We start from the raw sequence: 24515 nt of genomic DNA, 5'->3' as shown, positions 1-24515 counted from the left end.
TGCACTGCTTTGCCGCAGGCGTTATTGTGGACATCACATTTCGATAACATACAAAGCTTTCTATGACGTTTTCTGCTTTCGGTGACAAATTTACCCGTTTTTCAGGCATCACCCGCCTGATGGGCGACATGAATGACGGTTTACGCACGCCCGGCGCGGTGATGCTCGGCGGCGGTAATCCGGCGCAAATTCCTGAGATGCAGGATTATTTCCAGACGTTGCTCAGCGAAATGCTGGCCACTGGCAAGCTGACTGAAGCCTTATGTAATTACGATGGCCCGCAGGGCAAAGACGTTCTGCGCCATGCGCTGGCAGAAATGTTACAGAAAGAACTGGGCTGGCAACTGGATGCGCAAAACATTGCGCTGACCAACGGCAGCCAGAGCGCCTTCTTCTATTTGTTCAATCTGTTCGCCGGACGTCGCGCCGACGGCAGCATGTCAAAAGTGTTGTTCCCGCTGGCACCGGAATATCTGGGATATGCCGATGCCGGGCTGGATGAAAACCTGTTTGTCTCGGCCAAGCCGAACATCGAATTGCTGCCGGAAGGCCAGTTCAAATATCACGTCGATTTCGATCATCTGAACATTTCCGATGACATTGGCCTTATCTGCGTCTCACGCCCGACCAACCCGACCGGCAACGTCATCACCGACGAAGAGCTGATCCGCCTCGACGCACTGGCACAGCAAAAGAATATTCCACTGTTAATCGATAACGCCTATGGCGTGCCGTTCCCTGGCATCGTCTTTACCGACGCCACGCCGCTGTGGAATCCGAACATCATCCTGTGCATGAGCCTGTCGAAACTCGGCCTGCCAGGGTCGCGCTGCGGTATCGTGATCGCCGATGAGAAAATCATCAAAGCAATCAGTAATATGAACGGCATTATCAGCCTGTCTCCGGGCAGCGTCGGCCCGGCCATCGCTCATGAGATGATTGCGCGCGGCGATTTGCTGCGTCTTTCCGAAGAGGTGATCAAACCCTTCTATTTCCAGCGCGTGCAGGAAACCATTGCCACGCTGCGCCGTTATCTGCCGGAAGAACGTTGCCTGATCCATAAACCGGAAGGGGCGATTTTCCTGTGGCTGTGGTTTAAAGATTTACCGATCACCACCGAAGTGCTGTATCAGCGCCTGAAACAGCGCGGCGTGCTGATGGTGCCAGGCGATTACTTCTTCCCCGGGCTGGAGCATCCGTGGGCGCATACGCACCAGTGCATGCGCATGAATTACGTGCCGGACGCCGAGCAAATCGAGCGCGGCGTGCAGATTCTGGCGGAAGAAGTGGAAAAAGCGCACGCGGAAACGCAGGCACTCTGAGCCGATTTGCAGGCATAAAAAAACCGGGGTTCATCACCCCGGTTTTCTGTTTACGCTCAATGTTCAGGTCTTATGACGACTGGTTTTCCAGCGCAGGTTTTTCACTGCCGATCGCGATTTTCTGCGGTTGCAGCGCTTCCGGTACATCACGCACCAGGCTGATGTGCAGCAAACCGTTGACGAACTCGGCTGCTGACACATGCATATGCTCAGCCAGCGTGAAACTCAGGGTAAAAGGTTTAATAACCAGGCCCTGATGCAGGTATTCCACCTTCGTGTCCGCCTGTTCCGGCGTACCGCTGACGGTTAAACGCGGCCCTTCCACTTCTATATTCAGGTCACTTTGTTTAAAACCGGCCAGTGCCAGCGAGATGCGATAATGGTTATCGTCTGACTTCTCGATGTTATACGGCGGAAATGCCTGATCTGAACCCTGCATTGAACTGGCTAATTTATCGAAACCAATCCACTGACGCAGTAACGGGGAAATATCATAATTACGCATGGTGTAACTCCTTCTTTGAAGCGAGATTAACAATCCCGTCCTCCATTTTGGATGTGACGGTTCAGCTCCCTGACGGCGAGCCTAAACTTTTTCATTTTCTGACGGTCAATATCCTGATTAACGGAATAGCGACCGTTGAATTAACGAATGTCGATACGGCGCGGTTTTGATGATTCAGGAACAATACGTTCCAGATCGATATACAACAGGCCATTGGACAAATTAGCGGCTTTTATTTGGATATGCTCTGCCAGCTGGAATTTGCGTTCGAAATTACGCTCAGCAATGCCCTGATATAAATAGGTGCGGTCGGTTTCTGTCGGCGCATGCGCACCTTTAACCACCAGCATGTTGTCGTGAGCCGTGATGTCCAGCTCGGATTCTGCGAAACCGGCTACCGCGATAGCAATCCGGTAATGGTTTTCGTCAACCAGCTCGACATTATAAGGGGGATATCCGCCACCCTGATTCTGACCCGATTCGATGAGATTAAATAAACGGTCAAAACCAATGGCAGAACGGTACAACGGGGATAAATCAAAATTACGCATTCTTACTTCTCCTGATATTCAGCGAGTGTTTGTTTTTAGCCCTCCGGTCGGACAGGCTGCAACGCATTCCTTCATAACAAACGGTCATGAGAAAAGATCCCTTACGGCGTATCTTTCTGCGTCTCCCTTTAAAAATGGAGACGAAAGGAATATTTTCAAGCGGGGAAAAACAAAAAAATTTCGTTTTCGTTGAACCGGAATAGCCAAAATACAGCACAACGACAGGCGAAAAATCAGGGACAGCAGGCAGTTTCCTGCAGGATTTCAAATAGTAATTACACTTAATGGGATCGCAGCCACAGAGCTACAGCTTGCTTTGTTAATTTTTTGTGTTGAGTGTTATAAGTCACCTTGACTTAAAAGCTCAGCCTGACAGCATAAGATGAGTTCTAACATGATGAAATTTGCATTAACGCCGCTGATGACAGGATGTGTTTTCTTAGCGACGAGCGGTTGCTCCAGCGTGATGAGCCACACAGGGGGTGACACCGGATATTATTCGGGCGCCCGTGCTGATGTGAATATGATAAAAAGCGATGACACCAGCTGGGCCATGACGCCGCTGCTGTTGATCGACTTACCGTTCAGTGCCGCGCTGGATACGCTGCTGCTGCCTTATGATTATTATCGCAGCGGAAAAGTGACGACGCGCGATCGCGTCAAAGCCAGCGAAGAACGCAATATCGCGCTGAGTAACGGGGTCGATATCGATCACATCCCGCCAATGACCACCTCCGATCGCGGTCACAAATCTTCGGCACATAAAAAGTAACCCCATGAAACCGGCCAGAACAGGCCGGTTTTTAACAAACGTTAATCACTGTCTGCCACGCAAAGCTGCGCATATCCTTCCAACTGACGCATAAACGCCACTTTACGGCCATCCGGTGAATACACGACCGCGTCAGCGCACGGGGCAATATCCGATCGTGGCGTTAACCGCTGCATCTCTCCGCTTTGTACATTCAGACGCATCACGCTGTTATCGCAGATCAGCGCCAGGGATTTTCCGTCCGGGCGCCAGCTGAACGCAGACTGAACGCCCTGAACGCCATGGCTGATTTGCACCAGCTCGCCGCCGTTGGGCGAAACCGTCCACACCTGCACCACCGCGTTATGATCTTTCATCAGAAAGGCTATCTGTGTGCCGTCCGGCGACGCACGCAGCCAGTGGCGCGGCTGGGTGGCGATGCCGTTTTCGGTAAACGTGATTCGCCGCTGCTTTACCCCCGCCGGTGGCGCAGGCAGCGTTTCCGGCGTGCCCTGCAAGGGTTTATCACCGGCCTTGCGGTACTCCGCATCATTTTCCGGCAAATCCACCACAAAGATTTCCGGGTGCTTTTCGCCCTCGGCTGAAAGCGTGTCGCCGATAAAGGCCAGTGCCCGGCGCTGACGGGAACCATCGGCTTTTACATAGCCTTCCTGTCCGATCCAGCCTTCTTCATAAGCACGGTTGATGTCATCGCTGCCGGGCTGAGGAGCAGGCGTGGTGTCACTGACCAGCACGCTGAAATGGCTGCCGTCGTATTCGCGGGGATGCTGTTTTGCTGAGGTCACAGGATCACCGGCAAGGGCGACGCCGACATTACGCAGATCAAGCACCGGATCGTGCTCATGCAAAACGTGGTCGTTATAGGTGAAACTCAGACGGGAGCCGTCCGGGCTGAAAACATGAACGTGCGTCCCCCCGCGCAACGCGCCGGGAGTGTAAGGCGCGGTGATGTCCAGGGCATCCAGCGTGACGGCCTGTTCGCGCGCGGGTTCAGAGACGATGACCCCGCGACGATGATGAAAATCATACTGCCACAGGGCATCGGGATTTTCCGGGCCATGAATAAACGCGTAACGGGCGGGCTCATCCGGGCTGACCGTCACCACACCCACGTGTGCGCCGTCCTTCGCCTGGTAAAGCACCTGAGTTTCACCGGTTTCCACATTCACCCGCTCAATGGTTGAGCCGGTAAAAGAACCGCCATGCGGACGCACGTCATACACCAGCCACTGGCTGTCCGGCGTCCAGACGTTGATATTGGTGAGCTGATGCCCGCGGGCATCCGTAGTGAGTTGTTTTTCGGTCATGCGTTCAGGTGTGCCCTGCCGTTCAAGGAGTGCCTAAGAATAGGGGACTCAAACGGCAGTGGCAATCTTCAGCAATCGCCGACACCTTTCATTTCCCCGACCAGGAAGAGATAAGACAACGCGCCCATAATGCACCGGGGAAGAAAACAGGCCGCAACTATCAGAAAGGATCAGTGGCCCAGCACGAACTTATTCACGGCAAACGCCACACCGTCTTCGGTGTTGGTTTTAGTGACGAACTGGCTGACGGCTTTCACGCTGTCGAGCGCGTTCCCCATTGCGACGCCAATGCCTGCAAACTCCAGCATAGCAATGTCGTTTTCCTGATCGCCCAGCGTCATTACGTTTTCGCGCGCGATGCCCAGTTTTTCCGTCAGCGTCTTCACGCCTTCGCCTTTATTGACGCGCTTATCCAGGATTTCGAGGAAGTACGGCGAACTTTTCATGATGGTATAGCGCTCTTTGGCTTGCGCCGGAAGCTGGCTGATGGCGCGATCCAGCAGTTCAGGATCGTCAATCATCATGATTTTTGGGAAGGTCAGCGACGGATCCATCTCCTCAGCCGGACAGAATTGCAACGGTATACCGGTGGTGAACGACTCATGCACGGTATAGCGGCTGACGTGGCGGTTGGCAGTGAACAGATCGGTTTTGGTCAGTGCATGGAAATGCACACCCAGCTCACGAGCGAGTTTCTCAAAGTAGTGATAATCGTCAATTTCGAGGGCTATTTCGGCAATCACGCTGCCATCTTTCGCATTATGCACCAGCGCGCCATTGTTGGTGATGCAGTAGCAACCGTCCTGCTGCAAATCCAGTTCCTGCAAATAACGCTGCACGCCAATGAAAGGACGCCCGGTCGCCAGAACGATTTGCACGCCTTTTGCACGCGCATCGGAGAGCGCTTTTTTTACCGCAGGCGTGACTTCGTGCTGCGGATTGAGCAAGGTTCCGTCCATATCAATTGCAATCAATTCAATAGCCATAGCATCCTCAGAGTTTGATTAATCTTTCTCAATGCTAACGCGATCACCCGCTGTAAAGCCAGTCAGAATGCGGGCTGCGTCAGACGAAAAAAAAGTCCGAAGCGGTTTCCCGGTTCGGACTCTTTATCAGCTTATGCCACTATCAGATATCGATATTGGCCGCTTTCAGGGCGTTCTCTTCGATGAAGGCACGGCGCGGTTCAACCGCATCGCCCATCAGGGTTGTGAACAACTGATCAGCCGCAATGGCATCTTTCACGGTCACGCGCAGCATGCGACGTTGTGTTGGATCCATTGTGGTTTCCCACAGTTGCTCAGGGTTCATTTCGCCCAGACCTTTATAACGCTGAATCGACAGACCGCGACGTGACTCTTTCACCAGCCATTCCAGCGCCTGCTCAAAGCTGGTCACTGGCTGACGGCGTTCGCCACGTTCGATGTAAGCGTCTTCTTCAATCAGGCCACGCAGTTTTTCACCCAGCGTACAGATTTTGCGGTATTCGCCGCCCTGAATGAAGTCTGCATCCAGATCGTAATCGGTATCCACACCGTGAGTACGAATACGCAGGATTGGCTCGAACAGCTGGTGTTCGAGATTTTCGCGCACAATCGCACTGTAGCTGCTGCCGTGCTGCTCTTTTTCGTTGAGCAGGGACACCAGCGTTTCGATCCATTCCTTCACTTTCGCTTCGTCAGCGAGCTCAGCACCGGCTAAGGTTGGCTGATAGATCAGGTTGTTCAGCAGCGCACGCGGATAACGACGTTCCATACGGCCAATCATTTTCTGCACGCTGTGATGTTCAGCGACCAGTTTCTCCAGCGGTTCACCCGCCAGGGCTGGTGCATGGGCGTTGGCGTGTAACGTTGCCCCGTCCATCGCAATGGAGATCTGATACTGATCCATCGCTTCATCATCTTTAATGTACTGTTCCTGCTTACCTTTTTTCACTTTGTACAACGGCGGCTGTGCGATAAACACGTGACCACGTTCCACAATTTCAGGCATCTGACGGTAGAAGAAGGTCAGCAGCAGGGTACGGATGTGTGAACCATCGACGTCGGCATCGGTCATGATGATGATGCTGTGATAGCGCAGTTTGTCCGGGTTGTATTCGTCACGGCCAATGCCACAACCGAGCGCGGTAATCAGCGTCGCCACTTCCTGAGAAGAGAGCATTTTGTCGAAGCGCGCTTTCTCAACGTTGAGGATTTTACCTTTCAACGGCAGAATCGCCTGGTTCTTACGGTTACGGCCTTGTTTTGCAGAGCCGCCCGCTGAGTCCCCTTCCACTAAATACAGTTCGGAATGAGCCGGGTCACGTTCCTGGCAGTCAGCCAGTTTGCCTGGCAAACCAGCCAGATCCAGCGCGCCCTTACGACGGGTCATTTCACGTGCTTTACGGGCTGCTTCACGCGCACGGGCTGCATCAATGATTTTCCCGACAACGATTTTCGCATCCGCCGGGTTTTCCATCAGATAATCCACCAGCTTCTCGTTCATCAGTGACTCAACGGCAGTCTTCACTTCGGAAGAAACCAGTTTGTCTTTGGTCTGAGAAGAGAACTTAGGATCCGGCACTTTCACCGAAACCACGGCGATCAGGCCTTCACGGGCATCGTCGCCGGTGGCACTGATTTTGGATTTTTTGCTGTAGCCTTCTTTATCCATGTACGCGTTCAGCGTACGGGTCATCGCAGAACGGAAGCCCACCAGATGGGTGCCGCCGTCGCGCTGTGGGATATTGTTGGTAAAGCAGTAAATATTTTCCTGGAAACCGTCATTCCACTGCAACGCCACTTCCACACCGATATCGTCTTTCACGGTGGAGAAATAGAACACCGTCGGGTGAATCGGGGTTTTGTTTTTATTCAGGTATTCCACAAAGGCTTTGATACCGCCTTCATAATGGAAGTGATCGTTCTTGCCGTCGCGCTTGTCCAGCAAGCGGATCGCCACACCCGAGTTCAGGAACGACAGTTCACGCAGGCGTTTCGCCAGAATGTCGTACTCGAATTCAGTCTGATTGGTAAAGGTGTTAAAGCTCGGCCAGAAACGCACGGTGGTACCGGTCACGTCGGTATCGCCCACGACTTTCAAGGGTTCCTGCGGCTCACCGTGCACGTAAGTCTGGGTGTGCACTTTGCCTTCACGACGGATAACCAGCTCCAGTTTTTCCGACAGGGCGTTAACGACGGAAACACCCACGCCATGCAAACCGCCGGACACTTTGTACGAGTTATCGTCAAATTTACCACCGGCATGAAGTACGGTCATGATGACCTGAGCAGCTGAAACGCCCTCTTCTTCGTGAATGCCGGTTGGAATACCACGACCATCATCCTGCACGGAAACAGAGTTATCCGCATGGATCGTGACCTGAATCTCTTTACAGTGGCCCGCGAGGGCTTCGTCGATAGCGTTGTCCACAACCTCGAATACCATGTGGTGCAGACCAGTGCCGTCATCGGTATCGCCGATATACATGCCCGGGCGCTTACGCACCGCGTCCAGCCCTTTTAATACCTTGATACTTGAGGAGTCATAAGAATTCGACATCAACGTTTCTCGCTCATTTTTAGTCCTGTGATAGAACGGCTATTTTACCTTGTTCCACGCGGAACATCTTGCCCTTTTCACCCATCATGTCGGTCACTTGCTCAGCGCTTATCGCACTGACAAAAACCTGTGCCTGGGTGGCTTTCAGGCGATCGGCCAGCAACCGACGTCGGTCGGCGTCCAGCTCGGAGGCAAAATCGTCAAGAAGATACAGGCAACGCCGCCCGCTCTGTCGGGTGAGAAACTCACCCTGCGCTAATCTGAGCGCACACATCAGTAATTTCAGCTGCCCACGGGACAGTAAATCTTCCACCGGCGTGCCGTCGGCACGAATGCGGAAATCCGCTTTGTGCGGACCTGACGCGGTATACGTTAAGGCTCTGTCGCGTTCAAAATTACGCTCCAGCAACTCGCCGTACTCGGTTTCCTTGTCCCATCCACGCTGGAAAGAAAAACTGAGGGCGAATTCGGGCAGGAATTGCGCGCAGGTCGCGCTGATATCAGCCGCGATCGCTTCGCTGTATGCTGCCCGCCATTCGCTAATGCGCTCGGCTAACGGGATCAATTCCTGATCCCAGGCACGAATTTGCGCATAACGACTCACCTGTCGCAGCGCGGCGTTGCGCTGCTTGAGTAACCGTCGCAGGTTGCTCCAGGCGATAAAAAAACCGGGGTCGTGATGGAAACAACCCCAGTCGATAAATGCCCGCCGGTACTTCGGCCCGCCATTAAGCAGGGTGAAACCTTCGGGGGTGATAAGTTGCATGGGCAGCATCTGGGCCAGTTCAGACACTTTGTGCCCGTCCGTGCCATCAATGCGCACTTTGCTGTCGCCCTGACGGCTTTTACTCAGACCGATCGACACTTCGCGATCGCCGCCATCATCCACACGCGCATGGAGAACAAACTCCGGCTGATCGTGACGGATAACGCGCCCGGCCTGCAAACTGCGAAAAGCGCGGCCATGCCCCAGGGTATACACCGCTTCGAGCACACTGGTTTTACCGCTGCCGTTGGGACCGACCAGAAAGTTAAAACCAGGCGACGGATCTAAATCCGCCGCCTCAATGTTGCGGAAATCTTTTATCAGTAAGCGCGTTAAGGCCATTAATTCAGACTAGAGCCTCATAGGCATGACAACATACGCGGCCGACTGGCTGGCAGCGTCTTCGATCTGCACGCTGGAGACGGAGTCCGTCAGCAGCAGATTAACGTCTTCGCACTTGAGCGCATTCAGCACATCCAGCACGTAACTGACGTTAAAGCCGATTTCCATTTCGGTACCTTCGTAACCGACATCCAGAATTTCTTCTGCTTCTTCCTGTTCCGGGTTATTCGCGGTGATTTTCAGCTGGTTATGGCTGACATACAAACGCACGCCGCGGAATTTTTCATTGGACAGGATCGCTGCACGGGCAAACGCCTGTTTCAGCAAATCGCACCCGGCCTGCAGCGTTTTGTCCGGATTTTTCGGCAATACGCGGCGATAGTCAGGGAAACGACCGTCGACCAGTTTGGATGTAAAGATGAAGTCGCCGACGTGAGCACGGATATTGTTGCTGCCAATTTGCAGCTGCAATGTGGTGTCACCGCCGTCGAGCAGACGCACCAGTTCCATCACGCCTTTACGAGGCACGATCACCGAATGCGACGGCAAAGACTGGCCGATAGGCATTGAACACACGGCCAGACGGTGGCCGTCGGTCGCAACAGTACGCAGTTCTTCCCCTTCGGTTTCGAACAGCATGCCGTTTAAATAGTAACGAACGTCCTGATGCGCCATAGAAAACTGCGTGGCTTCGATCAGACGTTTCAACGTGGCCTGCGGCAGTGTGAATTCTACTTCGCTTTGCCAGTCGTCGAGATTAGGGAAATCTGTGGCCGGCAAGGTCGACAGCGAGAAACGGCTGCGGCCTGATTTTACCAGCATGCGGTCGCCGTCGAGAGCGACGGAAATTTCCGCGCCTTCCGGCAATCCACGGCAGATATCAAAGAATTTACGCGCCGGTACCGTGGTGGCACCCGCTTCATGTGGCTGAGACAGCGCGACTTTCGCCACCATCTCCATTTCCAGATCCGTCCCGGTCAGCGACAGCGCGCCATCCGTCACCTGTAATAACAGGTTACCCAGAATAGGCAGCGTTGGTCGTCCACCCAGCGGGCTACTGACCTGTTGCAGTGGTTTCAGTAAATGCTCACGTTCAACAATAAATTTCATAGCGCTAGGAAGATAATGTTCTGATTAAGTTGGAGAAATCTTCTTTGATGTCGTGACTTTCTTCACGCAACTGCTCGATTTTACGGCAGGCGTGCAACACCGTGGTATGGTCCCGACCACCGAACGCATCGCCGATTTCTGGCAGGCTGTGGTTGGTCAGCTCTTTCGCCAACGCCATCGCCATCTGGCGTGGGCGGGCTACCGAACGGGAGCGCCGTTTGGAAAGCAGGTCAGCGACCTTGATTTTATAATATTCGGCCACTGTTTTCTGAATATTATCGATAGTGACCAGCTTCTCCTGCAACGCTAACAAATCACGCAGCGCTTCACGCACGAAGTCGATGGTGATCGCACGGCCGGTAAAGTTGGCGTTCGCGATCACGCGGTTCAGTGCGCCTTCAAGCTCACGCACATTAGAACGCAGACGTTTGGCAATAAAGAAGGCCACTTCACCCGGCAGACGGATATCATTCTCGTCAGCCTTTTTCATCAGGATCGCCACGCGGGTTTCTAACTCAGGCGGCTCGATCGCGACCGTCAGACCCCAGCCAAAACGGGATTTCAGACGATCTTCCACACCGTTGATCTCTTTTGGATAACGATCTGAAGTCAGGATGATCTGCTGATTGCCTTCCAGCAGGGCATTAAAGGTGTGGAAAAACTCTTCCTGTGAACGTTCTTTATTCGCAAAGAATTGAATGTCATCGATGAGCAACGCATCGACGGAGCGATAGTAGCGTTTGAACTCTTCGATGGCATTGTTTTGCAGCGCTTTGACCATGTCCTGCACAAAACGCTCGGAGTGCATGTAGACCACTTTTGCATTGGCTTTACGCGCCATAATGCCGTTGCCGACCGCGTGCAATAAGTGGGTTTTACCCAAGCCGGTGCCGCCATAAAGGAAAAGCGGGTTGTATGCGCCACCCGGGTTATCTGCCACCTGACGCGCCGCCGCGCGGGCCAGTTGGTTAGACTTACCTTCTACGAAGTTGTCGAAAGTGTGTTTCGGGTTGACGTTAGAACGGTAAGACAACTCTGGTTGTACCGGCGAGCTGTCCCAGCTTGGACGGGAAGGTGCGAGGCGCGGAATAGCCGGTGCTGCCTGCGAACTGACGCTGGTGGCTACGGGCTGGCTGACGCGCTGAATCAACGGCTTACTGCCCACTTCAAAACGCAGCAACGGGGCATTCGCTCCACAGAAATCGTTAAGCAAGCCGTTAATATTATTTAAGTATTTGTCGCGAACCCAATCCAGGACAAAACGATTCGGAGCGTAAAGCGCCAGCGTATTGTCGTTGAGTTCCGCCTGTAGGGGGCGTATCCACATACTGAATTCTGTGGCAGGTAGTTCATCCTGCAAACGGGCAAGACATTGCTGCCAAAGCGAAAGTGACACGGCGGACTCCACTCGAACAAGATCAAAAAAGAAAAGGATCAGGATATTTTTTAAATCATGATTTTTGACACACGCTCCGCCCGTTGAATGGGGGAAATTTCTTTCACCACCCTGTCAGTGGCGTAAAGTCACGTGCGAACCGCTTTTTGCGGTTTTTGTCGACGGCATCCCGGCTGGGATCGCGATCGGAATGGCGGATCATAACGCAATCCGACACAGAGATCCTCCCCTTCCTGACAGTTTAGATCCTTTTTATCCACAGGCAGCGGTCGGCAAGTGGGTAAGCTTAGCCGATCCTTTTATAATTAGACGATGTAATCATCACTCTGGTGAAAAAATAGGACTCCGCTGAGGCATTTTTCATCAGTTTGCGCACAAGATCTCAGCCCTGTGGATAAGGATCGCCCGAGGATCCTTGCGATTTATATCAGAGTCCGTATAATTCTCAGCCCTATGTGTCAAGCCTGTGTTCCTGATGGTCATAACCAGATGGATTTGCGGTGTGACCACAGGCCATTCTGGTAAACATTTGGACCCTTTCTGGCAATCTAAATTGACTCAGGACTGTACAGTTATTACAATCCCGCTTCTTTATATGTTGCGACAAGGGCATCGGTCGTATTTTCGCCGACATGTCTTCGCGTTTACTGATCAGTAATAATTTAAGTTTAGGTAGAAATCGCTATGAAACGCACTTTCCAACCGTCCGTATTGAAGCGCAACCGCACCCACGGTTTCCGTGCTCGTATGGCAACCAAAAATGGTCGTCTGGTTCTGGCCCGCCGTCGTGCGAAAGGCCGTACTCGTCTGTCAGCTGCTTCCAAGTAATAAAAGCTAATCGAATTAGTGGTTAAGCTCGCTTTTCCCAGGGAGTTACGTTTGTTAACTCCCCGTCATTTCACTTTCGTCTTCCAGCAGCCACAACGGGCTGGCACGCCGCAAATTACGATACTCGGCCGCCTGAACGAGCTGGGGCATCCCCGCATCGGTCTTACCATCGCAAAAAAACACGTCAAACGCGCTCATGAACGCAATCGGATCAAACGCCTTACCCGCGAGAGTTTCCGACTGAATCAGCATGCGTTGCCGGCGATGGATTTTGTGGTAGTAGCCAAGAAGGGTGTCGCCGATTTAGACAATCGCGCGCTGACGGAAGCGTTGGAGAAATTATGGCGTCGACATTGCCGACAGGCACCCGCATCCTGATTAAACTGATACGTGGTTATCAGTTGTTCATCAGTCCCTTGCTCGGGCCGCATTGCCGCTTTCGACCAACCTGCTCTCAATACGGTATTGAAGCAATTGGTCGTTTTGGCGTGTTAAAAGGCAGTTGGTTGACTTTGAAACGCGTATTAAAATGCCATCCTTTGAACCCAGGTGGTGATGACCCCGTACCGCCGAAAACCGACAATAACAGAGAACTCTAACGATGGATTCGCAACGCAATCTTTTCCTCATCGCTCTGCTGTTCGTGTCTTTCATGATCTGGCAGGCATGGCAAACGGACCACGCTCCGCAACCGGCCAACCAGACCACGCAACAGACTGCGAACACTGCAAACGGTGATGCTGCTAACCAGGCTGTTCCTGGTAGCGGACAGGGCAAATTAATTACAGTTAACAGTGATGTGCTGTCATTAACAATCAACACCCGTGGTGGCGACATTGAGCAGGCTCTGCTGAAGGCTTACCCTACGACGTTGGGTTCTGACCAGCCATTCCAGTTGCTGGAAACCACTCCTAATTTCATCTATCAGGCACAAAGCGGTCTGACAGGTAAAAACGGTCCAGATAATCCGGCGAACGGCGAACGTCCTCTGTTCCAGACCAACTCCGATACCTTCACGATGACCGAAGGTCAGTCTGAACTGCGCATTCCGATGACTTACACGGCGGCAAACGGGGCGATTTACACCAAAACCTTCGTGATCAAACGCGGTTCTTATGCGGTTAACGTTGAATACAACATCAACAACACCACATCTACCCCGCTTGATCTGACGATGTTTGGTCAGCTGAAACAAACCACCGATTTGCCTAAGCACCGTGATACCGGAAGCAATAACTTTGCTCTGCACACGTTCCGCGGCGCGGCATACTCCTCAAGCGATGACAAATATCAGAAATACGCGTTCGATAAGAGCGAAGTGCTGAATGTCACCACTCAGGGCGGTTGGGTTGCAATGCTGCAGCAGTACTTTGCGACTGCATGGATCCCGTCTGCGAAAGACACCAATACTTTCTTCACCACCACCAATAACGGTATCTCAACGATTGGCTTTAAAGGCACGCCGTTTACCGTTGCACCAGGTGCGCAGCAACAAGTTGCTTCCATCTTGTGGGTTGGCCCGGAAATTCAGGACAAAATGGCGGCTATCGCGCCTCACCTGGATCTGACGGTTGACTACGGTTGGTTATGGTTCATCTCTCAGCCACTGTTCAAACTGTTGAAATTCATTCAAGGGTTTGTCGGTAACTGGGGCTTCTCGATCATCGTAATCACCTTTATTGTCCGCGGTATCATGTATCCACTGACCCGCGCACAGTACACGTCGATGGCGAAAATGCGTATGCTGCAGCCGAAACTGGCCGCCATGCGTGAACGTATCGGTGATGACAAACAGCGCATGAGTCAGGAAATGATGGCGCTGTATAAGTCTGAGAAAGTGAACCCGCTGGGCGGTTGTCTGCCGCTGGTTATTCAGATGCCTATCTTCCTGGCACTGTATTACATGCTGTCTGGTTCCATTGAATTGCGTCATGCGCCGTTCATCCTGTGGATCCATGACCTGTCAGCGCAAGACCCGTACTACATTCTGCCGGTTCTGATGGGTATCACGATGTTCTTCATTCAGAAGATGTCGCCGACCACCGTCACTGACCCGATGCAGCAGAAGATCATGACCTTCATGCCGGTCATCTTCACCGTGTTCTTCCTGTGGTTCCCGTCTGGTCTGGTGGTGTACTACATCGTCAGTAACCTGGTTACCATTCTCCAGCAGCAGCTGATTTATCGCGGGCTGGAAAAACGTGGCCTGCACAGCCGCGACAAGAAAAAGTCATAAGTTAATGTCAGGGCGGGTTTCGTCCTGACAGCTAAACTTGGTGATAAAAAGACAAAGGCGGTCATTTGACCGCCTTTTGCATATCCGTAAAAAGACCAACAGAGAAAATTGCTATGAGCACCTCAGATACCATTATTGCCCAGGCAACGCCCCCCGGCCGCGGTGGTGTGGGCATTTTGCGCATTTCCGGCCGTGCGGCGCGTGATGTGGCACAGGCTGTCTTAGGTAAATTGCCAAAGCCGCGTTATGCCGATTATCTGCCGTTTCAGGATGCAGACGGCAGCACGCTGGATCAGGGCATCGCGCTGTGGTTCCCCGGCCCAAATTCCTTTACCGGCGAAGACGTGCTGGAACTGCAAGGCCACGGCGGGCCGGTCATTCTCGATTTGCTGCTCAGACGCATCATCGCGCTGGAAAACGTGCGTATTGCGCGTCCGGGCGAATTCTCTGAACGCGCTTTCCTCAACGATAAGCTCGACCTGGCACAGGCCGAAGCGATTGCCGATCTGATTGATGCCAGCTCAGAGCAGGCCGCGCGTTCAGCGGTGAACTCGCTTCAGGGCGCATTCTCTAACCGTATTCATCATCTGGTGGAAGCACTCACTCACCTGCGGATCTTTGTCGAAGCGGCTATCGACTTCCCGGATGAGGAAATCGACTTCCTGTCCGACGGTAAAATTGAAGCCAAACTCAATACGGTGATGGGCGATCTGGACGCAGTGCGCGCAGAAGCGCGTCAGGGCAGCCTGCTGCGTGAAGGGATGAAAGTGGTGATTGCCGGGCGTCCGAACGCCGGAAAATCCAGCCTGCTGAATGCCTTAGCTGGCCGCGAAGCGGCGATCGTGACCGATATTGCCGGGACGACCCGCGATGTGCTGCGCGAACATATTCATCTGGATGGGATGCCATTACATATCATCGATACCGCCGGACTGCGTGAAGCCAGCGACGAAGTAGAGCGCATTGGTATAGAACGTGCCTGGAATGAGATCGAACAGGCTGACTTAGTGCTGTTTATGGTCGATGGCACGACAACAGCCGCCACTGAACCTGCGGATATCTGGCCGGAGTTTATGGCTCGCCTGCCTGCCACATTACCTATCGTGGTGGTGCGTAATAAAGCCGATATCACCGGCGAAGCGCTGGGGCAAACAGAAGTGAATGGTCACTCACTGATTCGCCTTTCCGCCCGTACCGGGGATGGCGTCGATTTGCTGCGCGATCATCTGAAACAGGTCATGGGCTTTAATCACAACATGGAAGGGGGATTCCTTGCCCGCCGCCGTCATCTGCACGCACTGGAAGACGCCGCACAACACCTGGTTCAGGGCAAAGATCAGCTGTTAGGCGCCTGGGCGGGGGAATTGCTGGCGGAAGAACTGCGGCTGGCACAGCAGTCGCTGAGTGAAATCACCGGCGAATTCACCTCTGACGATTTGCTGGGCCGTATTTTCTCGAGTTTCTGTATCGGTAAGTGATTTCTTCTTCGCCGAAACACAAAAACCCACATTGCAAAATGTGGGTTTTTTATTGTCTTCAGTGCGACGCGGATTACCACACTTTATAAACGCGGCCTGTCTGGGCACCTTCGACACTGCGTCGGTAGGCTTTTGCCACTCGTGCGGCCGGTGCGGCGTCGAAGCCGGGGAAGAACGGGCCGTAACTTTTCAGCGATTCTTCGACAACCGTCGGGCTGACGACGTTGATACGGATCCCGCGCGGCAATTCGATGGCAGCGCCGCGCACGAAACCTTCCACAGCAGCATTCACCGTGGTGGCGTTGGCGCCCTGACGGATCGGTTCCTCGGCGATAATGCCGCTGGTCAGGGTGATCGAGCCGCCATCATGCAGGAAGTGCTGGCCGATCAGACCGATGCGCACCTGCCCCAGCAGTTTGTCCTGCAGACCGGTGTTGAACTGTTCAGCCGCCATTTCGGTCAACGGGCCAAAATGCAGACTGCCGGTGGTCGCGATGATCGCATCCAGTTTACCGGTATTGCTGAAAAGCGCTTTTACGCTACTTTCATCGGTGATATCCACCTGAAAATCCCCGTGAGTCTTCCCCGCTGTGATCACGTCATGATTTGTCTCAAGCTCGCTGACCACGGCTTTGCCTAATGTTCCCGTCCCGCCAATCACTAAAATTTTCATCATGTGCTCCTCAGTTGGTGACAGGAACATCATTGACCAAACTTCAGGTTAGATATATAGAACGATTATTCACTCTGAACTAACCACAGGTTAGCAATATGGATAAATTACGGAATATGGAAGTCTTCGTCACCGTGGCTGAAACCGGAAATTTCAGCGCGGCGGCGGAGAAGCTGGGTATTTCTGCCGTGATGGTCGGCAAACATATTCAGCAGCTGGAGCGGCATCTGAGTACGCGTCTGGTGCAGCGAACCACGCGTAAGCAGAACCTGACTGAAGCGGGCGCTGTTTTCTACGAGAACAGTAAACGCGTCCTGGAGCAGGTGAAGTGGGCAGAAAGTACCGTGGAAGGGCTGCAAACCGCTCCCAGCGGGCTGCTGCGCATCAGCGCGCCGGTATCGCTGGGGGCGAACGTGGTATCGCCTTTACTTGCGCGCTATCTGGAGGCATTTCCGCATGTGCAGGTCGAGCTGACACTGAGCAACGCCCGTGTGGATTTGATTGAGGAAGGGTATGACGCGGCGATCCGCATCGGGCCGGTGGGTGATGACCGGCTGGTCGCGCGGCCAATGAAGCCTTATGAAATGGTGATTTGTGCCACGCCGGCCTACTTAAAAAAATATGGAACACCTGCCACGCCGGAAGAACTGAAAAATCACTCATGTCTGATCCATGCCGTCTGGAATCACAGCGACGGCTGGAAGCTGACCAACACCGACGGCAGCACCTCGAAATGGCCGCTGTCCGGCCGCTATATCTCCAACGACGGAAACGCTCTGCGCTGCGCCGCCTTGCAGGATGCCGGACTGCTGTTGCAACCGAAGGTGTTACTGGCCGACGATCTGGCTTGCGGACGGATGGTGTCGGTGATGGAGGATTTTGTCCCCGTTCCCAGACCCATCAGTCTGGTCTATCTGCCCGATTTCAGGCCGCGCCCGAAGCTGACCAGTCTGATCACCTTCTTTGCGGAACAGGCAGATTACTGACCGCTCTGGCCTGATGTCGTGGTGAGTTTGCGCATCGCTTTCACCTGCGCGGCGCTGACCGCTCCGGCCTGGTTTCCCCAGCCATGGCGGATAAAGGTCACCACGTCGGCAATCTCCCGATCGTCCAGCCCGGCAGAAAAGCCCGGCATTTTAGCCGCTTTCGTGTCGAACTGCGTCGCCGGTGCCGGTGAACCGTTCAGGACAAGATTGATAAGCGAGGAGGGATCGTCGCTGACCACCACCGGATTTTGCGCCAGCTGCGGATAACGGCCACGTTCGCCCTGCCCGCTGGAAAGATGACAATCAAGGCAGTTATCCAGATAAACCCTGGCGCCAGGCACCGTGCTGTCTTCTGCCTCCAGCGCGATGGTCGTCGCATTATCATTAACCTGCGCGCGATAATTTCCGTCAGCCGGCAGTGATTTCAGGTAAACGGCAATCGCCTGCCGGTCATTATCGCTGAGATATTGCGTGCTGTTGTGGATAACATCAGCCATTGAACCGAACGCCGTCGCCCTGTCGGTGTGCCCGAGTTTCAGAAACTGGCTGATTTCCGCTTCGTTCCATTGCCCGAGCCCGGTTGTCGCATCTGCCCGTAAATTGGGTGCATGCCAGCCATCCACCGTCCCGCCGGAAAGATAATCCTGTGAAGTCTGATCCAGCGCCTTCTCCTGATACCCCAGACCGCGCGGCGTATGGCAGCTGCCGCAGTGTCCTAACCCCTGCACCAGATAAGCACCTCGGTTCCAGTCTGCGGTTTTTTGCGGATCGGAATACCCGATTTTCTGCACGGTAAACAGACTGTCCCATACCGCCAGCGGGAAGCGCACGCTCAGGGGGAAAGGGATGTCACTGTCGCGATTTTTCTGGCTGACAGCCGCCACCTGATAGTGGAAAAAGGCATATAAATCAGCCATATCTGCGTCAGTGATTTTACTGAAAGAAGGATACGGCATCGCCGGATACACATGATGGCCATCCCGGGCAATGCCCTGACGTAATGCGCGACTGAAGTCGTCTTCTGAATAGCTGCCAATACCGGTGGCGACGTCCGGGGTAATATTGGTGGTGTAAATGGCCCCCAGCGGCGTCAGCATTTTCAGGCCGCCGGCAAAAGGTTTACCGCCAGGTGCGGTATGGCAGGCGGCACAATCTCCGGCGCGCGACAGGTATTCGCCCCGTTTGATTTGCGCAGGGTCCGGGCTGGCTGCTGCATGAGCGCCGGTAAACATCAGGCAGAACACCATGATAAATCCGCCCTGTATCGCTTTCATTCATCTTCTCCCGCCGTGCCAGTGCGTTAAGTGTGCGACGGTTCCGGCCAGATTGCCGGATATATCGCGAAAAATTAAAAAAGCCCGGCAGTAAAATGCCGGGCTGAAGGGGTCAGCGCAAAAATCAGCGGATCCCGCGTTAGAGGATCACAACTTAAAACCGGCAACCACGGTTTGCAGCTGAACGGTTTGATCCTGCATCGCCTGTGCGGCGGCTGATACCTGTTCCACCAGCGCAGCGTTTTGCTGGGTGGCGTTGTCGAGCTGGGTGATCGCGACGTTCACCTGTCCTATGCCGAGGCTTTGCTCCTGACTTGACGACATAATTTCATTCATCAGCGTCGCCACGTTATTCACACCGCCCATGACTTCATCCATGGTGGAGCCCGCCGTCGCCACCAGCTGGCTGCCGGTGGCAATATCCGCCACCGAGTCTTCGATGAGTTTTTTAATTTCGCGGGCAGAGGTCGCTGAACGCTGCGCAAGGCTGCGCACTTCGGACGCCACGACCGCAAAACCACGCCCCTGCTCACCGGCACGGGCCGCTTCCACCGCCGCATTCAGCGCCAGAATATTGGTCTGGAAGGCGATGCCGTCAATCACGCTGATGATATCGACGATTTTGTGTGAAGAACGGGTGATAGACCCCATCGTCTCAACCACCTGTTTCACCACTTCCGAGCCTTTTTCAGCAACGGCAGAGGCTTCACGCGCCAGCTGGTTGGCCCCTTCCGCGTTAGCGGCATTCTGTTTCACCGTGCTGGTCAGCTCTTCCATTGACGCAGCAGTTTCAACAATTGAGCTGGCCTGCTCCTCGGTACGTGCGGAGAGATCGAGATTTCCGCTGGCGATCTGCCGCGATGCGGAGGTAATGGCCAGACTGCTGTCGCCGACCTGACGGAGGATCGTTTGCAGGAACGACAGGAAACTGTTGAAGCTCTGATTGATGTCATTGAATTCCGGGCTGCGGCTTTCCGGTAAGCGACGGGTAAGATCCGCGCCCCCAGCAGAAAGCTGGCTGATATTTTTATGCAGCGCAGCAAGCTGACGCATGAACATCTTGATGACCACAATCAGTACAATCAATAACAGCAATACCATCGGGATTTGCACCATGCCAAGGCTGGCAAGAATACTGTGCGTGCGCGTCAGCAACTGGCTGGTCGGCATGTCCGTGACGATGTACCACGGTCCCTGAATTTTGCTCATGAACATCGTGTGAGACGTGCCGTCGCTGTCGTAATCAGTCATCAGTTCTGGCTGGTTATCAATCTGGTCAAGGCTCTGACGGATTTGTGCCACCAGCGCTGACTGTTCGCCTAATGAAGCCAGCTTTGGCAGTTTTTCATCGCTGGCGTGGCTGGTGCCAACGATGGTGCCGTCCTTCTCAACGATATAAATCTTACCGTTAACCTTCTTCTCCATCGCGATCACCAGCTGGTTAAAGAAGCCCAGCGTGACGTCAATGGTGGCAACGCCCCATTGCTTGTCGCCTTTATAAATCGGCATGGCGCAGTTAGTGCGCGGCTGCGTGCTGGCATCATCGAAATACGCCGGTGCCCAGACACACTGTCCTTTTTGGCCTTTTGACGCCGCCAGATACCAGGACTGATCAAAGTAGTTAGGTGATTCAGCGCTGTTCCAGAAGGTGTTAACCGTCAGGAGATTATTACTATTGCGCGCAAAAAAGGTGCTGAATTTGATTTTTGCGGGATCGCGCTGATTCGGCAACGGCCAGATGCCGCCGCCAAAGACAGCAGAATCACCGTACTGATCGACCAGCGCGGGCAGCAGGCGATCGATACTGTCGCTGTCCATTTGTGCGACAGTTTGCGTGATGGTACGGACCTGTGATTCCACTTTATTCAGGCGATCGTTAATCGCGATCGCCACATCCGCCACCTGACTGGCAACCAGCTTACTCTCGGTTTGTTTCAGTTGGGGTGCGATAAAGACCTGGATAACAATGAGCGTAACGATGATCAGCACAATAAAAAACAAGCTGATCAATGCGATAAAGCGAGATTGTGTTGTTTTTAACATTTTAGGGTACTCACCGGCAAAGCAGCGAGATCGCTGCTTAAATACTAACGGCATTTTCTGATGTTTCTTTATGTTGCTATAGTAGATATATCTGGTGGTCAGATCATCCGGGTGAAAAACCAGAACATCGTGTTGATGAGATCTCTTCTCACCATGAGGGTAAATACGTGATAGCGCTCACTAAAACGTTATGAAAATCTTTCTGAAAAGTAAAATAAGTGTGGTGTGCCGCGGGTTTTAATCAGTTTTTAATGATTTCTCTTAATGTTATTCTTATCTGATATTGAGAAAATATGGTCGAACCATTAATCATGGAGTGAACAATGGCGTGCCATTTTGCTAGATGGGCAGTAACGGATGCAGAACCTGATACTCACCGGGTGCCCAAAGACATCGTATTATCCGCAAGAAACCTTTCCGAAAAACAGCGCCGTCGCTTTCTGAACGGACGCGTTCTGCTCGCAGAAATGATTTTCTATCTCTACGGCATCCCCGAACTGCCCAACGTCATTACCTTGCCCAGCGGTCGCCCAAGTTTCGAATCTTCTGATCTTCCCGATTTCAGCCTGGCCTATGCCGGGAGTACGGTCGGCGTATTGATCAGCAGCGAAGGCAAAGTGGGGCTGGATCTGGAAATCATTCATGCCCGCAGTGCGCTGGTTAATCCTCAGCAGCAGGAGCAGTTGTCCGCCGTCGAGAAAACCTGGATTGCCATGCAGTCCGATCCCATCGAGTCTTCATTGCAGTTGTGGTGCATCCGTCAGAGCATGTTGAAAATGTCCGGGATGAATGAGCAGAATCCGCTGACGCTGAGTCTGAATCCTGCCTCAGGGCGATTGCGCTCTACCGTGACGCCGGAGGCGCAGGTGATGAGCGACATCGAAGGGCCGATCACCTGGGCGTGCGCGCAGTCGCCGTCGATAATTCGTTTGCAGTGCTGGCGTTATGAACCGGAAAATGGCTTTACCCGCACGCAAACCCTGTCAGTCGATCAGCAATCCGAATCACCGCATTACATGAAATTCATCAGCCTGCCGCCTGCTAAATAAAACTTCACCTATGTTTTCATTAACCTTATATATCGCCATGTCGTTTTTCGTTTAAGGTAGAACCCAAACGTTATCCATAACAGGAGTTAACCATGTCAGCTCAGCCACTGAAGTTTGTCACACTGTTAGGTAGTCTTCGCAAAGGGTCTTATAACGCGATGGTCGCCCGCTCGCTGCCGAAAGTTGCGCCAGCCGGTGTCACGATTGAAGCGCTGCCGTCGATAGGGTCTGTGCCGCTTTACGATGCGGATATTCAGCAGGAAGACGGGTTCCCGGCCGATATCGAGGCCATTGCGGAACAAATCCGTCAGGCCGACGGGGTGATCATTGTGACGCCGGAATATAACTACTCGGTGCCCGGTGGTCTGAAAAACGCTATAGACTGGATTTCACGCCTGCCTGACCAGCCTTTAGCCGGTAAACCGGTACTGATCCAGACCAGTTCAATGGGACCGGTTGGCGGAGCACGTTGCCAGTATCATCTGCGTCAGATTCTGGTTTTCCTGGATGCGATGGTGATGAACAAACCTGAGTTCATGGGCGGCGTGATCCAAAGCAAAGTCGATGAGCAGACCGGTGAAGTGATTGATCAGGGAACGCTGGATTTCCTTAAAGGCCAGCTCACTGCCTTTGCGGATTACACGCACCGCGTCAGCAAATAATTCCCTGTCTCAGAAATGCAAACAGCCCGCAAATGCGGGCTGTTTTTTTATCGTGATAAAAATCAGTGTGCGTCGACAAACGCGATTTTCAGCACGAACAGTAAGGCCACCACAACCACGCACGGACTGATTTCTCTCCAGCGTCCGGTGCCCAGTTTCATCACCACGTAAGAGATGAAGCCCAGCGCGATACCTTCGGTGATCGAGAAGCTGAACGGCATCATCACCGCGGTCACGAACGCCGGAACCGCTTCGGTCAGGTCATCCCATGACACGCGCGCCAGACTTGACGTCATCAGCACGCCGACATAAATCAGTGCACCGGCGGCCGCGTATTCCGGCACCATGCCCGCCAGCGGGGAAATGAAGATCACCAGCAGGAACAGTAAACCGGTCACCACTGCCGTCAGGCCGGTACGCCCGCCCACAGACACGCCAGAGGTGCTTTCGATGTAAGCCCCTACCGAAGATGTGCCGATGAACGCGCCAGCCACAGAGGCCACGCTGTCAACGTACAGCGCCTGCTTCATCTGCGGGAATTTGCCCTGCGCATCCGCCAGACCGGCTTTGTCGGTCACACCGATAAGCGTACCGGAGGAGTCAAACAGGTTCACCAGCATGAAAGAGAAAATGACGCCCGCCAGACCGATGTTCAGCGCACCTTTCAGATCCACCTGACCGACAACGGTGGTGATACTTGGCGGCATCGACCAGAATCCGTTGTAGTGCACATCGCCAATCATCAGGCCAATGCCGGTGGTAACAATGATCGACACCAGCACAGAGGCGTGGAAATTACGCGACGCCAGCACGGCGATAATAAAGAAGCCCAACACACCCAGCAGGACGTTGTGTGAGGTCAGGTTACCAATGGTCACAATGGTGTCCGGATTTGGCACAATAATTCCGGCATTTTTCAGCCCCATCATGCCAATGAACAACCCAATACCGGCGGTGATCCCCACACGCAGGCTGACCGGAATATTGGCTATCATCCAGTAACGGATACGGAAAATGGTCAGCAACAGCAAACCCACCGCGCCCCAGAAAATCGCGCCCATCCCGACCTGCCAGGAAACGCCCATCGCGCCCACCACCACAAATGCAAAGAACGCATTCAGCCCCATTGCCGGTGCCAGCGCGACAGGCAGATTAGCAATCACGCCCATCAGGATGCTGCCGAAGGCGGCAATCAGACAGGTGGTCACAAAGACGGCCTGTTTATCCATGCCCGCGACACCCAGAATCTGCGGGTTCACGAAAACGATGTAGACCATGGTCAGGAAGGTGGTTAAACCGGCGATAGTTTCAGTGCGAACCGTCGTACCGTGCTGCGTCAGTTTAAACAGACGCTCAGCCAGTCCTTTACCACCGGTCGCATTGCTGTGTGGTGTGCTCATGTGTGAGTTCCAAAATGGGGGAAAAACAATCGGGGGGTATCCTAAGGATTTTAGCGGAAAAGCGCCAGCACTGGATGGGGAGGATTACATCACTCGTTCGGGCTGGATTCCATAACTCACATCAATGTATTCAGAATAAACACGCAACCATCTGAATAAGTTTTACCCTCTGCCGTTCAGGCACTCAGCGAAGCGCCCAGACACTGCATAAACCCGGCACAGGTCGTCAGCCCGGGGACCTGCGCGCCAGAATGACCGCCAATATGTCACGT

Annotated in this window: 22 protein-coding genes; 10 read left to right on the top strand and 12 right to left on the bottom strand. The window is 53.5% G+C overall.

The genetic code is table 11. The features are described 5' to 3' along the window. Positions 1-62 precede the first annotated feature (62 nt). A complete protein-coding gene (locus tag J1779_RS15590) occupies positions 63-1322 on the top strand; it encodes a valine--pyruvate transaminase (RefSeq protein ID WP_056775902.1) in 1260 nt (419 codons plus the stop codon). Positions 1323-1392: 70 nt separating this feature from the next. Here the strand turns inward: J1779_RS15590 and ibpB are convergent, their stop codons facing one another. Both ibpB and ibpA read right to left on the bottom strand, forming a co-directional pair. After that, the gene (gene ibpB, locus J1779_RS15585) at positions 1393-1827 is read right to left on the bottom strand and encodes a small heat shock chaperone IbpB (protein WP_136375953.1); all 435 of its coding nucleotides are present in this window, start codon (positions 1825-1827) and stop codon (positions 1393-1395) included. A 140-nt stretch (positions 1828-1967) separates the two neighbouring features. Beyond that, a complete protein-coding gene (gene ibpA, locus J1779_RS15580) occupies positions 1968-2378 on the bottom strand; it encodes a small heat shock chaperone IbpA (RefSeq protein WP_122097139.1) in 411 nt (136 codons plus the stop codon). Positions 2379-2772: 394 nt separating this feature from the next. On the opposite strand from ibpA, the gene J1779_RS15575 reads away from it, so the two are divergent. Next, positions 2773-3150, top strand: coding sequence for a YceK/YidQ family lipoprotein (locus J1779_RS15575; protein WP_056775908.1), 378 nt, complete (start codon positions 2773-2775; stop codon positions 3148-3150). Positions 3151-3191: 41 nt separating this feature from the next. On the opposite strand, the gene J1779_RS15570 is transcribed toward J1779_RS15575, so the two are convergent. The 6 genes from J1779_RS15570 to dnaA all read right to left on the bottom strand — a co-directional run bounded on the left by J1779_RS15570 (position 3192) and on the right by dnaA (position 11614). Then, positions 3192-4457, bottom strand: a complete 1266-nt coding sequence (locus J1779_RS15570) for a YidR family protein (protein WP_217204193.1) — start codon at positions 4455-4457, stop codon at positions 3192-3194. A gap of 170 nt (positions 4458-4627) precedes the next feature. After that, positions 4628-5443, bottom strand: a complete 816-nt coding sequence (gene yidA, locus J1779_RS15565) for a sugar-phosphatase (RefSeq protein WP_056775912.1) — start codon at positions 5441-5443, stop codon at positions 4628-4630. Between the two features lie 142 nt (positions 5444-5585). Next, positions 5586-8000 (bottom strand): DNA topoisomerase (ATP-hydrolyzing) subunit B, encoded by a 2415-nt coding sequence (gene gyrB / locus J1779_RS15560; protein WP_136375950.1) that lies wholly within the window; start codon positions 7998-8000, stop codon positions 5586-5588. Between the two features lie 19 nt (positions 8001-8019). Next, complete coding sequence (gene recF / locus J1779_RS15555; protein WP_056775916.1) at positions 8020-9108, bottom strand: DNA replication/repair protein RecF; 1089 nt, start codon at positions 9106-9108, stop codon at positions 8020-8022. Between the two features lie 9 nt (positions 9109-9117). Next, positions 9118-10218 carry a DNA polymerase III subunit beta gene (gene dnaN / locus J1779_RS15550; protein ID WP_013573353.1) on the bottom strand — a complete coding sequence of 367 codons (1101 nt, stop codon included), beginning with the start codon at positions 10216-10218 and terminating at the stop codon, positions 9118-9120. Positions 10219-10222: 4 nt separating this feature from the next. Next, positions 10223-11614, bottom strand: a complete 1392-nt coding sequence (gene dnaA / locus J1779_RS15545; RefSeq protein WP_056775918.1) for a chromosomal replication initiator protein DnaA — start codon at positions 11612-11614, stop codon at positions 10223-10225. Positions 11615-12298: 684 nt separating this feature from the next. Between dnaA and rpmH the strand changes: the two genes are divergently transcribed. From rpmH to mnmE, 5 genes are all read left to right on the top strand, one after another. After that, positions 12299-12442, top strand: a complete 144-nt coding sequence (gene rpmH, locus J1779_RS15540; RefSeq protein WP_072158100.1) for a 50S ribosomal protein L34 — start codon at positions 12299-12301, stop codon at positions 12440-12442. An 18-nt stretch (positions 12443-12460) separates the two neighbouring features. Then, positions 12461-12820 carry a ribonuclease P protein component gene (gene rnpA, locus J1779_RS15535; protein WP_217204192.1) on the top strand — a complete coding sequence of 120 codons (360 nt, stop codon included), beginning with the start codon at positions 12461-12463 and terminating at the stop codon, positions 12818-12820. Then, complete coding sequence (yidD, locus tag J1779_RS15530) at positions 12784-13041, top strand: membrane protein insertion efficiency factor YidD (RefSeq protein ID WP_072158102.1); 258 nt, start codon at positions 12784-12786, stop codon at positions 13039-13041. The genes rnpA and yidD overlap by 37 nt, the downstream gene beginning before the upstream one ends. Before the next feature lie 2 nt (positions 13042-13043). After that, complete coding sequence (yidC, locus tag J1779_RS15525; RefSeq protein WP_217204191.1) at positions 13044-14678, top strand: membrane protein insertase YidC; 1635 nt, start codon at positions 13044-13046, stop codon at positions 14676-14678. A gap of 113 nt (positions 14679-14791) precedes the next feature. Continuing rightward, a complete protein-coding gene (mnmE, locus tag J1779_RS15520; protein ID WP_056775924.1) occupies positions 14792-16156 on the top strand; it encodes a tRNA uridine-5-carboxymethylaminomethyl(34) synthesis GTPase MnmE in 1365 nt (454 codons plus the stop codon). A gap of 73 nt (positions 16157-16229) precedes the next feature. On the opposite strand, the gene J1779_RS15515 is transcribed toward mnmE, so the two are convergent. Continuing rightward, the gene (locus J1779_RS15515; protein WP_217204282.1) at positions 16230-16829 is read right to left on the bottom strand and encodes a short chain dehydrogenase; all 600 of its coding nucleotides are present in this window, start codon (positions 16827-16829) and stop codon (positions 16230-16232) included. A gap of 98 nt (positions 16830-16927) precedes the next feature. Here J1779_RS15515 and J1779_RS15510 point away from each other — a divergent pair, with 98 nt between their 5' ends. Then, positions 16928-17815 (top strand): LysR family transcriptional regulator, encoded by an 888-nt coding sequence (locus tag J1779_RS15510; RefSeq protein ID WP_217204190.1) that lies wholly within the window; start codon positions 16928-16930, stop codon positions 17813-17815. Here J1779_RS15510 and J1779_RS15505 read toward each other — a convergent pair. Together J1779_RS15505 and J1779_RS15500 are read right to left on the bottom strand one after the other, a co-directional pair. Next, positions 17809-19089 (bottom strand): c-type cytochrome, encoded by a 1281-nt coding sequence (locus J1779_RS15505; protein ID WP_238485177.1) that lies wholly within the window; start codon positions 19087-19089, stop codon positions 17809-17811. The genes J1779_RS15510 and J1779_RS15505 overlap by 7 nt on opposite strands. A gap of 147 nt (positions 19090-19236) precedes the next feature. Further along, on the bottom strand, positions 19237-21132 hold the full coding sequence (locus J1779_RS15500; protein ID WP_217204189.1) for a methyl-accepting chemotaxis protein: 1896 nt from the start codon (positions 21130-21132) through the stop codon (positions 19237-19239). A 323-nt stretch (positions 21133-21455) separates the two neighbouring features. On the opposite strand from J1779_RS15500, the gene J1779_RS15495 reads away from it, so the two are divergent. Both J1779_RS15495 and J1779_RS15490 read left to right on the top strand, forming a co-directional pair. Then, positions 21456-22181: a 4'-phosphopantetheinyl transferase family protein gene (locus J1779_RS15495; protein WP_122097131.1), complete on the top strand. Its 726-nt coding sequence runs from the start codon at positions 21456-21458 to the stop codon at positions 22179-22181. A 92-nt stretch (positions 22182-22273) separates the two neighbouring features. After that, positions 22274-22843, top strand: coding sequence for an NADPH-dependent FMN reductase (locus J1779_RS15490; protein WP_136375916.1), 570 nt, complete (start codon positions 22274-22276; stop codon positions 22841-22843). Between the two features lie 62 nt (positions 22844-22905). Here J1779_RS15490 and J1779_RS15485 read toward each other — a convergent pair whose 3' ends face one another. Beyond that, positions 22906-24243 carry an NCS2 family permease gene (locus J1779_RS15485; RefSeq protein ID WP_056775940.1) on the bottom strand — a complete coding sequence of 446 codons (1338 nt, stop codon included), beginning with the start codon at positions 24241-24243 and terminating at the stop codon, positions 22906-22908. Between the last annotated feature and the right edge of the window lie 272 nt (positions 24244-24515).

Origin of the sequence: Rahnella rivi (assembly GCF_019049655.1) — a bacterium.
GTDB classification, from domain to species: Bacteria; Pseudomonadota; Gammaproteobacteria; order Enterobacterales; family Enterobacteriaceae; genus Rahnella; species Rahnella rivi.
This window is presented reverse-complemented; position numbering and strand designations above follow the sequence as displayed.

What these genes read in the sequence shown, in the direction of transcription:
- J1779_RS15500 (WP_217204189.1), bottom strand. Translation starts at nt 21,132, where the DNA reads ATGTTAAAAACAACACAATCTCGCTTTATCGCATTGATCAGCTTGTTT.
- J1779_RS15505 (WP_238485177.1), bottom strand. Translation starts at nt 19,089, where the DNA reads ATGAAAGCGATACAGGGCGGATTTATCATGGTGTTCTGCCTGATGTTT.
- J1779_RS15515 (WP_217204282.1), bottom strand. Translation starts at nt 16,829, where the DNA reads ATGAAAATTTTAGTGATTGGCGGGACGGGAACATTAGGCAAAGCCGTG.
- rpmH (WP_072158100.1), top strand. Translation starts at nt 12,299, where the DNA reads ATGAAACGCACTTTCCAACCGTCCGTATTGAAGCGCAACCGCACCCAC.
- J1779_RS15510 (WP_217204190.1), top strand. Translation starts at nt 16,928, where the DNA reads ATGGATAAATTACGGAATATGGAAGTCTTCGTCACCGTGGCTGAAACC.
- yidA (WP_056775912.1), bottom strand. Translation starts at nt 5,443, where the DNA reads ATGGCTATTGAATTGATTGCAATTGATATGGACGGAACCTTGCTCAAT.
- J1779_RS15485 (WP_056775940.1), bottom strand. Translation starts at nt 24,243, where the DNA reads ATGAGCACACCACACAGCAATGCGACCGGTGGTAAAGGACTGGCTGAG.
- ibpA (WP_122097139.1), bottom strand. Translation starts at nt 2,378, where the DNA reads ATGCGTAATTTTGATTTATCCCCGTTGTACCGTTCTGCCATTGGTTTT.
- mnmE (WP_056775924.1), top strand. Translation starts at nt 14,792, where the DNA reads ATGAGCACCTCAGATACCATTATTGCCCAGGCAACGCCCCCCGGCCGC.
- J1779_RS15570 (WP_217204193.1), bottom strand. Translation starts at nt 4,457, where the DNA reads ATGACCGAAAAACAACTCACTACGGATGCCCGCGGGCATCAGCTCACC.
- J1779_RS15495 (WP_122097131.1), top strand. Translation starts at nt 21,456, where the DNA reads ATGGCGTGCCATTTTGCTAGATGGGCAGTAACGGATGCAGAACCTGAT.
- recF (WP_056775916.1), bottom strand. Translation starts at nt 9,108, where the DNA reads ATGGCCTTAACGCGCTTACTGATAAAAGATTTCCGCAACATTGAGGCG.
- ibpB (WP_136375953.1), bottom strand. Translation starts at nt 1,827, where the DNA reads ATGCGTAATTATGATATTTCCCCGTTACTGCGTCAGTGGATTGGTTTC.
- yidC (WP_217204191.1), top strand. Translation starts at nt 13,044, where the DNA reads ATGGATTCGCAACGCAATCTTTTCCTCATCGCTCTGCTGTTCGTGTCT.
- yidD (WP_072158102.1), top strand. Translation starts at nt 12,784, where the DNA reads ATGGCGTCGACATTGCCGACAGGCACCCGCATCCTGATTAAACTGATA.
- J1779_RS15490 (WP_136375916.1), top strand. Translation starts at nt 22,274, where the DNA reads ATGTCAGCTCAGCCACTGAAGTTTGTCACACTGTTAGGTAGTCTTCGC.
- dnaN (WP_013573353.1), bottom strand. Translation starts at nt 10,218, where the DNA reads ATGAAATTTATTGTTGAACGTGAGCATTTACTGAAACCACTGCAACAG.
- J1779_RS15575 (WP_056775908.1), top strand. Translation starts at nt 2,773, where the DNA reads ATGATGAAATTTGCATTAACGCCGCTGATGACAGGATGTGTTTTCTTA.
- gyrB (WP_136375950.1), bottom strand. Translation starts at nt 8,000, where the DNA reads ATGTCGAATTCTTATGACTCCTCAAGTATCAAGGTATTAAAAGGGCTG.
- J1779_RS15590 (WP_056775902.1), top strand. Translation starts at nt 63, where the DNA reads ATGACGTTTTCTGCTTTCGGTGACAAATTTACCCGTTTTTCAGGCATC.